At 68.5% G+C, this 387-nt stretch carries 1 protein-coding gene; it reads right to left on the minus strand.

All coding sequences use genetic code 11. The annotated features are described in order from the left end of the window. A partial coding sequence (locus tag ACLQ22_RS31945; protein ID WP_425695593.1) for an acyltransferase domain-containing protein occupies positions 1–355 on the minus strand: 355 nt, incomplete at its 3' end. Between the last annotated feature and the right edge of the window lie 32 nt (positions 356–387).

A 387-nucleotide genomic window follows, 5' to 3' on the forward strand; every position in this document is an offset into this window, starting at 1 on the left:
CTGCGTCGCCGCGCTGCACCACCTGCCAAAACTCCGCATCGAACCCACCGTCCACACCCCGCACCGGCAAACCCCGCAGCGTCGGCCAGTACCGCCGGTGTTGGAACGGGTAGGTAGGCAGGGCAACCGGCGGGGTCGGGCCGGTGCCCAGTGCGGGGGTCCAGTCGATGTTGATGCCGGCCACGTGGAGGGTGGCCATCGAGCGTAGCCAGCGGTCACGTCCGCCGTCGTCACGGCGTAGGGTGCCGGTCACTACCAGGTGCTCGCCGGCCTGTTCTACCGCCATGGTCAGTACCGGGTGCGGGCTGATTTCCACGAACGTCTGGTGGCCGGCTTCGGTCAGTGTCTGGATCACCTCGGCGAACCGGACCGTGTGTCGCAGGTTGC

This window comes from Micromonospora sp. DT178, assembly GCF_049841695.1.
GTDB lineage: Bacteria > Actinomycetota > Actinomycetes > Mycobacteriales > Micromonosporaceae > Micromonospora.